Annotated in this window: 11 protein-coding genes; 6 read left to right on the top strand and 5 right to left on the bottom strand. The window is 69.4% G+C overall.

The features are described 5' to 3' along the window. Positions 1–634, bottom strand: a 634-nt coding sequence (locus tag ACWEMY_RS13975) for an NAD(P)H-dependent oxidoreductase (protein WP_452390327.1), incomplete at its 3' end; no start/stop codon positions are given. A gap of 123 nt (positions 635–757) precedes the next feature. Here ACWEMY_RS13975 and ACWEMY_RS13970 point away from each other — a divergent pair. Beyond that, complete coding sequence (locus ACWEMY_RS13970; RefSeq protein WP_452390326.1) at positions 758–1,597, top strand: helix-turn-helix transcriptional regulator; 840 nt, start codon at positions 758–760, stop codon at positions 1,595–1,597. On the opposite strand, the gene ACWEMY_RS13965 is transcribed toward ACWEMY_RS13970, so the two are convergent. After that, positions 1,575–2,243, bottom strand: a complete 669-nt coding sequence (locus ACWEMY_RS13965) for a class I SAM-dependent methyltransferase (protein WP_452390325.1) — start codon at positions 2,241–2,243, stop codon at positions 1,575–1,577. The two genes, ACWEMY_RS13970 and ACWEMY_RS13965, sit on opposite strands and share 23 nt — an antisense overlap. 134 nt (positions 2,244–2,377) lie before the next feature. Here ACWEMY_RS13965 and ACWEMY_RS13960 point away from each other — a divergent pair, with 134 nt between their 5' ends. Genes ACWEMY_RS13960 through ACWEMY_RS13950 form a run of 3 tightly spaced genes read left to right on the top strand, consistent with a single transcriptional unit; the run spans position 2,378 to position 3,664 of the window. Then, entirely contained in the window at positions 2,378–2,812 is a 435-nt protein-coding gene (locus ACWEMY_RS13960; protein WP_452390324.1) for a fluoride efflux transporter FluC, read from the top strand. Beyond that, on the top strand, positions 2,809–3,174 hold the full coding sequence (crcB, locus tag ACWEMY_RS13955; RefSeq protein WP_452390323.1) for a fluoride efflux transporter CrcB: 366 nt from the start codon (positions 2,809–2,811) through the stop codon (positions 3,172–3,174). The genes ACWEMY_RS13960 and crcB overlap by 4 nt, the downstream gene beginning before the upstream one ends. 10 nt (positions 3,175–3,184) lie before the next feature. Then, a complete protein-coding gene (locus ACWEMY_RS13950; protein ID WP_452390322.1) occupies positions 3,185–3,664 on the top strand; it encodes a universal stress protein in 480 nt (159 codons plus the stop codon). Between the two features lie 3 nt (positions 3,665–3,667). Here ACWEMY_RS13950 and ACWEMY_RS13945 read toward each other — a convergent pair whose 3' ends face one another. Then, positions 3,668–4,291, bottom strand: a complete 624-nt coding sequence (locus ACWEMY_RS13945; protein WP_452390321.1) for a TetR/AcrR family transcriptional regulator — start codon at positions 4,289–4,291, stop codon at positions 3,668–3,670. A gap of 17 nt (positions 4,292–4,308) precedes the next feature. Between ACWEMY_RS13945 and ACWEMY_RS13940 the strand changes: the two genes are divergently transcribed. Both ACWEMY_RS13940 and ACWEMY_RS13935 read left to right on the top strand, forming a co-directional pair. Further along, complete coding sequence (locus ACWEMY_RS13940) at positions 4,309–5,649, top strand: DUF3533 domain-containing protein (RefSeq protein WP_452390320.1); 1,341 nt, start codon at positions 4,309–4,311, stop codon at positions 5,647–5,649. After that, positions 5,649–7,442 carry an AMP-dependent synthetase/ligase gene (locus ACWEMY_RS13935; protein WP_452390319.1) on the top strand — a complete coding sequence of 598 codons (1,794 nt, stop codon included), beginning with the start codon at positions 5,649–5,651 and terminating at the stop codon, positions 7,440–7,442. Before ACWEMY_RS13940 ends, ACWEMY_RS13935 begins: the two co-directional genes overlap by 1 nt. 20 nt (positions 7,443–7,462) lie before the next feature. On the opposite strand, the gene ACWEMY_RS13930 is transcribed toward ACWEMY_RS13935, so the two are convergent. Continuing rightward, positions 7,463–9,034 (bottom strand): succinic semialdehyde dehydrogenase, encoded by a 1,572-nt coding sequence (locus tag ACWEMY_RS13930; RefSeq protein WP_452390318.1) that lies wholly within the window; start codon positions 9,032–9,034, stop codon positions 7,463–7,465. Beyond that, complete coding sequence (locus ACWEMY_RS13925) at positions 9,031–9,954, bottom strand: acetoacetate decarboxylase family protein (protein ID WP_452390317.1); 924 nt, start codon at positions 9,952–9,954, stop codon at positions 9,031–9,033. Before ACWEMY_RS13925 ends, ACWEMY_RS13930 begins: the two co-directional genes overlap by 4 nt. Positions 9,955–10,015 lie beyond the last annotated feature (61 nt).

Raw genomic sequence — 10,015 nt, 5'->3', positions numbered from 1 at the left:
GCCACGCCGCGAGAACCTCGGCGTGGCGCGAGTCGGTCATCCGGTCGGCGCCATAGGTGACGAACGGCGGCAGCGACTCGATACCCGGGTAGTAGAGGATGCCGTGCTGGATCGGGAACAGCAGATCCTCGATCGGGCCGTTGATCCCGCGCGGCCCGTAATGCTCTGCCGGGCCACCGACCGTCACCGACAGCAGCGCCTTGCGGCCCGCCAGCGTGCCCTCCCCGTAGCGTTCGCCGTAACTGGTGTCGCTGTGTTCGCCGACACCGTAGGCGAAATGCGCGGTGAACACCCGGTCCACCCAGCCTTTGAGGATGGCGGGCATCGTGTACCACCACAGCGGGAACTGGAACACGACCAGCTCGGCCCACCGCAGCTTGTCCTGCTCGGCCCGCACATCCTCGGTCAGGGTGCCCGCGTCGAACGCCCGGCCCGAATCCGACACCACCCGCAGCGGATTCGACACGTCCGGCCCGAAGTCACCGGCGTCGACCACCGCTTTCCAGTTCATCGCGTACAGGTCGCTGACGCGCACCTCGTGCCCGGCCGCGGTCAGGGTCGAGACCGCCGTGGCGGTGAGCGAACCGTTCAGCGAGGCCGGTTCGGGGTGGGCGTGCACGATCAACGTCTTCATCACAACTCCTTCGGATCAGGTGCCCTCGATCCTGGGCGCCGCGCCACCCCTTGTTCAGGGACCGCTCTTCCTGGGAACAGCAGGACCACCCTCCCCGGCGCTCCCGTGGCCATACTGGACGACATGGACGATCTCGCCGGTTTCCTGCGCACCCGGCGCTCCCGCGTCGACCCGGCCACCACCGGCATCCCCGTCGATGCCCGCCGCCGCGTCAGCGGGTTGCGCCGCGAAGAAGTGGCCCACCTGTCGGGGGTCAGTGTCGACTACTACGTGCGCCTCGAGCAGGGCCGCGCCACCCAGCCCTCCGACCAGGTCCTCGACGCGCTGGCCCGGGTCCTCGAACTCGACGACACCGAACGCGACCACCTGCACCGTCTGGCCCGCCAGCCCCGCCGACCCACGAAGACCCCCACCGCGCGGCTGCGCCCCGAACTGCTGCGCGTGCTCGACCTGGTCGTCGACGCGCCCGCCCTGATCATGAACCACCGCCTCGACGTGCTCGCCGCCAACCGTCCCGCCCGCCTGCTCTACGGCAGGCCCATTCCCGGCCTCAACACCGCGCGCCACCTGTTCCTCGAGGAATCCGACCGCGGCCTCTACGCCGACTGGGAGACCTGCACCCTCGACGCCGTCGGACACCTGCGCCTGGCGGCGGGCAAATACCCCGACGACCCACGCCTGGCCTCGCTCATCGGCGAACTCGCCATGGGCAGCGACCGATTCCGCCGCCTGTGGGCCCGCGCCGACGTCAGCGCCCGCACCCATGGCCGCAAGAACTACCATCACCCGCTGGTCGGGCTGCTCGAACTCCACCAGGAGAACTTCGCCTTCCCCGACGACTCGGGCCTGGAACTGATCGTGCTCTCGGCGGCCCCGGACACCGCGGCCGCCGACGGACTGCGCCTGCTGACCGGCCTGGATACCGGCGACGAGGTACCCGTCAGGAGCGACGTTCGGCCATGATCACCACGCCCGGTCCGACGTGTTCGTCGGCGGGCAACCGCAGCTCGGCGACCGGGTGCAGGCCCGCCTGCTCGATCAGCTCCACGAGCTGCTCGGGCTGCCATTGGTGGGTCGTCCATCGCACGGGCACACCACCATAGGCTTCGGTGCGCGCCACATCGCCGTCGCCGACATGCGTGGCGGTGATGAACTGGCCACCCGGGCGCAACGCTCGGGTGAAGGAGGCGAGCACCTGGGGCAGGACCTCGCGGGGCAGGTTGAACAGCGACCACCAGCCGAGCACCCCGCCCAGCGACTGCGCCTCCAACTCCAGCTCGGTAGCCGAGGCGACATCGAAACGGCACCGCGGATACAGGCGGCGCGCGTGGGCGATCATGCCGGGGGACAGGTCGACCCCGGAGACATCGAGTCCGCGTTCGGCGAGATAGCCGGTCACCGTGCCCGGCCCGCACCCCACATCGAGCACCGGCCCGCGCGTGCCGACCGTGTCGGCGAAAGCGTCGATGGACGCCTTGAGCCACGGATGACAGCGGATATCGCCGATCCCGGTCGAGGTCACCATTTCCACATAGTTGTCGGCGACCCGGTCGTAGGACTCACGGACCAGGTCGAGATCGGCAGGGCGGTCGATCGGTTGCGCGCGCATCAGAACACGATAGAGCCGGGGCCGTGCGCTATGCTCGGATGCGGCGATGGATCTCCGCCGAGACATCCCCGGATGTCTGAACCGCCTCACCCGAGGCTGATGGCTCCTTTTTCCATGATGGAAGGAGTCTGTCCGTGGCCCGTCCCGCCACCCCACTGCACACCCGCCTCTCGGCCATCGCGGCCGTAGCTCTCGGCGGGCTCGTCGGCACCCCGATCCGCTACCAGCTCGGTGTCTGGTTCCCGCACACCGCCGGTACCTGGCCGATGACCACCTTCGTCATCAACGTCACCGGGGCATTCGCGCTCGGACTGCTGCTCGAGGCTTTGACCCGGCTGGGCCCCGACACCGGAATCCGGCAACGTCTGCGGTTGTGCCTGGGCACCGGGGTGCTCGGTTCCTTCACCACCTACAGCACCCTCGCCGTCGAGACGACACTGCTCGTGCGCGACGACCGGCCCACGATCGCCCTCGGCTACGGACTGGCCAGCGTGGTCGCCGGGATACTCGCCACCATCGTCGGGATCGCCGCCGCCGCGATCGTGCGCCCGGAGGTCGATGCCCGATGACACTGCTGTGGGTCACCCTCGCGGGCAGCGCGGGCGCGGTGTGCCGGTTCGTCCTCGACGGCGCCATCCGGGTGCGGCGCGCCACCGAATTCCCGTGGGCGACAGTGATCGTCAACGTCTCCGGGTCGCTGCTGCTCGGGTTCCTGACCGGGCTGGTCCTGTTCCAGCAGGCACCCGGCAGCCTCACCCTCATCGCCGGAACCGGATTCTGCGGCGGCTACACCACATTCAGCACCGCCAGTGTCGAAACCGTCCGGCTGCTGCAACGCGGCCGCTACCGGGCGGCCACCGCCAACGCCCTGGGCACCCTGGTCACGACCGTCTGCGCCGCCGTGCTCGGGCTGCTGCTGGCGCGACTGTAGAGGAGGACACGTGCACACCGACCCGATCCGCGTCGACGGCCCCCGCACCGCGACACCGCCGGCCACCCACCTGCTCGTCGGCGTCGACCGGCACCCGGCCGGCCAGGCCGCACTCGCCTACGCCATCGACCTGGGCCGCCGCCTCGACGCGCACGTCCACGTCGTCCACGCGGTCGACATCGACGACCTGCCGATAGACCCCGACAGCCCCGATTTCGAGGACCGCGTGCACGCCACCGTCACCGCCGAACGCGACCGGGCCTGCGCCCGGCTGGCCACCCTGCCCGGCAACTGGACCTATCACAGCGCACCGGGCGACCCCACCCAGCTGCTGCTCTCGATCGCCGACACCGCCGAGGTGGAGATGATCATCCTGGGCGCGCCCCGCCACGGCGTGATGTCGCTGCTGGAACGCCTGATGGGCGAGTCGGTCGCGGCGCACGTGATCCATCACGCCCACCGGCCCGTCACACTCGTCCCGGCCCCGTGACCGTCACGGGCGGGGGAGCAGGCCCGAGGTGAGGTGGGTGACGAGATCGTCGAGGAGCTGGGCGGAGTCGTAGTCGGTGGTGTAGCCCGAACCGATGAAGGTGGCCAGGCCCTGCAGGGCGGCCAGCGCGGTGACACCGAGACGGTTCGGGTCGCCCGCGACGATCTCCCCGGCGGCCTGGCCTTCGGCGATGAGGGTGACGGGGATGGCGAAGGCGCGATCGGCGGCCTGCTGGATCTCGGGGGAGGTGTGCCTGCGTGCGAACATCAGCGGCAGCAGTTCGGGATTGTCGACGGCGAAACGCAGGTAGACGTGGGCGAGGGTGCGCAGGCGGGTCGTGATCGGGCCGTCGGTGGCGGCCTGCTCGAAACAGGCGGCCAGACGGTGCAATCCGGTGACGGCGAGCGCGTCGAGCAGGGCCTGCTTGTCGCGGAAGTGACGGCTCGGCGCCGCATGACTGACGCCGGTGTCGCGGGCGAGCTGCCGTAGGGACAGGCCGTCCACGCCGGCCTCGCGCAGGATCGACTCGGCGCGCTCGAGCAGCGCGGCGCGGAGGTCTCCGTGGTGGTACGGGGTGTGCAGGGCCATGGTGAGAGCAGGATATCCGACCACCCCATATGTAGTCATTGACTACTTTGTAGTCGATGACTACATTGGCCGATGCCATGACGAACGCCCTCGCACACCCGCAGCCACCCCGCCGACAGCGCACCATGCCGCTGCGCGAATGGCTGGCCCCGATCACCCTGGTCACCGTGCTCGCGGCCCTGCTGGGCACCATGTACCTCGGCTACACCACCGACCCCGAAAAACACCTCCACGACTTCCCGATCGCCCTGGTCAACCAGGACGTCGGCGACACCGTCGCGGGCGAACCCACCCACCTCGGCGACCAGATCACCACCGCCCTCACCGACGCCGTCCCCGCCGACAAGATCGACCTGCGCACCCTCGGCATCAACGAAGCCCAGCGGCAACTGCAGAACGGCGAGGTCTACGGCGCCATCGTCATCCCCGGCGACTTCACCAAACGCGTCGCCATCCTCGCCGTCGCCTCCGTCGTCCCCGGCGACATCGAACAGCCGATCATCTCCGTGCTGACCAACCCCCGCGCCGGTACCCTCGCCGCCCAGATCATGCAGACCGTCGCCGACCAGGCCATGACCCAGGTCAACGCCACCGTCGGCACCCAGCTCACCGGCCAGGTCCGCGCCGCCCTCGGCGACACCCCGCTCAGCGGCGCCGCGCAACGCCAGCTCGCCACCCCGATCGACATCGTCGTCACCGCCTACCACCCCCTGCCCGACGGCACCGGACAGGGCCTGGCCGCCTTCTTCTACACCCTGGTCCTGCTCATCGTCGGCTTCAGCGGCGCCATGATGATCAACTCCCTCGTCGACGCCTCCCTCGGCTTCGTCCCCGCCGAATACGGCCCCTGGCACAAACCCACCACCCGTGCCCCCATCAGTCGCTGGCACACCCTGCTCGTCAAATGGGGCATCGCCGCCCTCAGCGCCCCCATCGCCTCGGCGGTCTTCCTCGGCATCGGTGCCGCGCTGGACATGTCACTCGAACGGCCGCTGCTGCTGTTCCTCTACGGCACCCTGGCCATCACCGCCATCGCCGTCACCGGACTGTCGGTGATGGCCGCCTTCGGCACCGCGGGCCTGATGATCAACCTCATCGTGTTCGTCGTCCTTGGTATCCCGTCCTCCTCGGGCACCATCCCGCTCGAAGCCACCCCACGCTGGATCGCCGACATGGCCGCGTTCGAACCCATGCACCAGATCTACCTGGCCGTGCGCGCCATCCTGTTCTTCGACGGACACCTCGAAGCGGGCCTGGGCCGCGGCCTCGGCATGACCCTGGCCGGACTCGCCATCGGCCTGATCCTCGGCGCCGCCACCACCCACACCTACGACCTGCGCGGCCTGCACCGCCTCGGCACCGGACCGCAACCGACCCGACCCGCGGAAGGCCACTGATGCCCGAGTTCCAAACCCCCGCCACCTACACCATCCCCGAACACGCCAACAACTCCGACAGCGTGTTCCGCCACGCCGAGAACACCCCGGACACCGTGCTGTTCCACCTCACCGACAACCACGGCAGCCTGCGCGAAGTAACCGCCGCCGAATTCGCCGCGACCGTCACCGCCGTCGCCAAGGGCCTGCTCGCCACCGGCATCGACCCCGGCGACCGCATCGCCATCATGGCGCCCACCCGCTACGAATGGGTCGTCCTCGACCACGCCATCTGGGCCTGCGGCGCCTGCACCGTCGCCATCTACGACAGCTCCGCCGCCGAACAAGCCCACTGGATCCTGCGCGACTCCGCCACCCGCCTGCTCATCGTCGACAGCGACCGGCACCGCCTCGTCATCGAGCAGATCGACCCCGCCACGCTGCCTGCCCTGCGCGAAACCCTCCAGATCGACCACGACCTGCTCGCCACCCTCACCGCGCGCGGCGCGCATCTCGACGACCACACCGTGCACACCCGCCGCGCCCAGGTCCGCGCCGACGACCCCGCCACCCTCATCTACACCTCCGGCACCACCGGCCGCCCCAAAGGCGTCCTGCTGTCGCACGCGAACCTCTACGGTGAATCCGCCTCCGACCGGATCGCCCTGGGAGACTTCGTCACCGAGGGCAACAAGACCCTGATGTTCCTGCCGCTGGCCCACGTCTTCGCCCGCGCGGTCACCCTCGCCGCGCTCGACGCGAAGGTCATCGTCGCCTTCAGCTCCGACTGGTCCACCCTCGTCGACCAATTCGGCGCCCACCGGCCACATTTCATCCTCGCCGTACCCCGTGTCTTCGAGAAGGTGTTCCACGGCGCGAAACAGAAAGCCCACGCCGGCGGCAAGGGCAAGATCTTCGACCTCGCCGCCGACACCGCCATCGCCTGGAGCACCGCACTCGACACCGGCGGCCCCGGCCTGCTGCTGCGCGCCCGCCACGCCCTGTTCGACCGGCTCGTCTACCGCACGCTGCGCACCGCCCTCGGCGGCCGATGCACCGCCGCGGTCTCCGGCGGCGGGCCCCTCGGCACCGACCTGGCCCACTTCTTCCGCGGTATCGGCATCACCATCCACGAGGGCTACGGACTCACCGAAACCACCGCCGCCGTCACCGTCAACACCCCCGGCCACACCCGCATCGGCACTGTCGGCCGCCCCACCGACGGCCACGCCGTCGCCATCGCCGACGACGGCGAACTGCTGCTGCGCGGCCCCGCCGTCTTCACCGGCTACTGGAACAACCCCGACGCCACCGCCGACGCCTTCACCGACGGCTGGTTCCGAACCGGCGACCTCGCCCGCATCGACGCCGACGGCTACCTCACCATCACCGGCCGCAAGAAAGAGATCATCGTGACCGCCGGCGGCAAGAACGTCGCCCCCGGCCTGCTCGAGGACTCCCTGCGCGCACACCCCTTGATCGCCCAGGCGATGGTCGTCGGTGACGGCGAACCGTTCGTCGCCGCACTGCTCACCCTCGACCCCGACGCGCTGCGGCACTGGGCCGAAGACCACGACCTGCCCGCCGACACCCCGATCACCGCCCTCCTCGACAACCCCGCCCTCACCGCAGAACTCGACGCCGCCGTCGCCCACACCAACACGAAGGTCTCCCGCGCCGAAGCGATCAAGAAGACCCGCCTGCTACCCGACGAATGGACCGAAGCCACCGGCGAACTCACCCCGAAACAGTCCCTGCGGCGCACCGAGGTCATGAAGAAATACGCCGCCGAGATCGACGCGCTCTACCGCTGAGGCTCACCGCACCCGCGTGGTCATCGCGCACCCACCGCCTTCAACGTCTTCAACGCGCCGGTGAGAATCCGCGACCACCGCTGGTGATCGATCCCCTTCGGCGGAGAGAAACCCTGTAGCCGCTGATGCGCCACCGTCTGCGCCTCGGTGTATTTGAGCAGCCCGTCCGCACCGTGCCGGCGGCCCAGACCCGAATCGCCCATCCCGCCCATCGGTGCGTCCACGCTGCCCCACGCGGCCGCGAACGCCTCGTTCACATTGACCGTCCCCGCGTGCAACCGCGCCGCGACCGCCCGCCCGTGCGAACCACTGCGCGACCACACACTGGCATTGAGCCCATAGGAGGTGGCATTGGCCAGCGCGATCGCCTCCGACTCCGTCCGGAACGAATAGATCGACACCACCGGACCGAACGTCTCCTGCGCGAACAACGTCATCTCCGGCGTGACATCGGCCAGAATCGTCGGCTCGTGGAACAACGGCCCCACATCGGGGCGTGCCCTACCACCCGCGAGCACCGTCGCACCCTTGCCCACCGCGTCGGCGATGTGCGTGGTCACCGTCTCGAGCTGCGCCGCCGTCGTCAACGACCCCACATCGGCGGAGAAATCGAACGCCGCACCCAATTTCAGCTGCTGCGTACGTGCCACGAACGCAGCGACGAACTCCTCCCGGACCTCCTCGGCGACATACAACCGCTCGATCGACACACACAACTGCCCCGCCGACGGGAAGCACGCGGCCACCGCCCCCTCGGCAGCCTTCGCCACATCGGCGTCGGCGAGCACCACCATCGCGTTCTTGCCACCGAGCTCGAGGCTCGCCCCGATCAACCGCTCCCCGGCACCCCGGGCGATCAGACGACCACTAGCCGTGGACCCGGTGAACATCACATAGTCCGCACCCGCCAGCAGCGCGTCACCGATCGAACTGCCGCGACCGACCACCATCTGCCACACGTCTGCGGGCAGTCCGGCCTCACGCATCAGATCCAGCGCCCACAGCGCGGTCAGCGCCGTCTGGGTGTCGGGCTTCTGCACCACCGCATTACCCGCCAGCAACGCCGGAATCGCGTCACCGGCAGCCATGCTCAACGGATAGTTCCACGGCGAGATCACCGTCACGACGCCCTTCGGATGCCGCAACTCGGTCGTGTGGGTCAGCACCGGAATCGCACCCCGGCGCCGCTTCGGCGCGAGCAGCCCCGCGGCACTGCGTGCGTAGTAGCGTGCCGTGATCGCGATATCGGTGACCTCGAGAAACGCGTCGCGGCGGGTCTTGCCGTTCTCGGCCTGCATCAGATCCAGCGCCTGATCCTGCCGTTCGAGGACGAGATCGTGGAAACGCAACAGGATCCGGGCCCGCTCACGCACCGGCACCGCCGCCCAGCGGGCCTGCGCCTGGCGGGCCCGCACGAAGGCGTCCTGCACGTCCGCGGGCGTCGAGACGGGCAGCGCGGCGAGCGGGTCACCGGTGTACGGGGCGTTCGTGATCGTGCGCTCCGCGTCCGGCGCCGCCGCGACCAGCGTCGACAGATGATCGACGAGCGGGGAGATGAACGTCGCGGGCAGGGGATTGGCGGTGCGGGTCATGCGCGTGCCCCGTTCGGCACCGCGATCGGGACCGGCATGTGCAGGGCGTTCTGCCCCTCGGTCATCACATCGAACTGGATCGTCCTGAACGGCTTCAGCGAACGGATGTCATCGGAGACCCGTCCCGTGCCGAGCTGCAGGTCGACGCCACGGGGCAGTCGCGTGGTGCCCGACGAGAGGACATTGGTCTGGCTCAGCGTGGAATGCCAGGCGCCACCGATCCTGGTGTAGGAGGTGAGGCTCGAGACCTCCGCGCCCGTGGCGTGCGCGCTCTGGCGGGGCGTGCGCGCCGACAACGCCACATCGGTCCCGCCGTCGGCATTCGCCACACGCGCCCAGACCCGGTCGGTGTCGATGTCGACATCGATCTCGGTCACCCACTTCGGGAAGCCGTACCCGTCGTGCCCACGCACCTGCGCGATATCACTGCTGACCGGCAGCGACAGCACATACGAATGCAGGTGATCGTTGCCCAGCCCGGAGAGCAGATCCACGAACCCGGGCGCCCCGTGACGGGCGGGCCGAACCCCGACGCCAACGGCGGCCTCGGTGTAGAAGTCGATGTCGCACACGTCGTAGCGGAAGAACATCACCGACACCAGCCCCACCCCGCGCACCAGCTCGAGCGGGGCCAGGTCCTCGGGCAGCCGGGTGCGGATGGCGCGCGTGGGCGCGAGCATCGTCAACCGGGTGGTCGAGATCCGGTAGTAGAAGTTCGGGGTGAGGGTCGGGCCGATAGGGAAGTCGACCTGCACCTTCGGCAGCCGACGGAAGAAGTCGACGCTGCTGACGGAGGGGTCGCGCGCGATCTCGTCGAGATCGGGGTCCATCCGGTACCGGTCGTACAAGCCGCCCTTCGGGACTTCGACCGAGCGGCCACCCAGATCGACGGTGACCGAGGGTGTGGACGTCGACGTCATGAAACATCTCCTGCCGTGTTTGCAGTGCTTACATGAGACAGGCTAGGCCCACATGTGAGCG

It is taken from the genome of Nocardia sp. NPDC004415, assembly GCF_053602435.1.
Note: the sequence above shows the minus strand (reverse complement) of the source record. Positions and strands in the feature narration are given on the sequence as shown.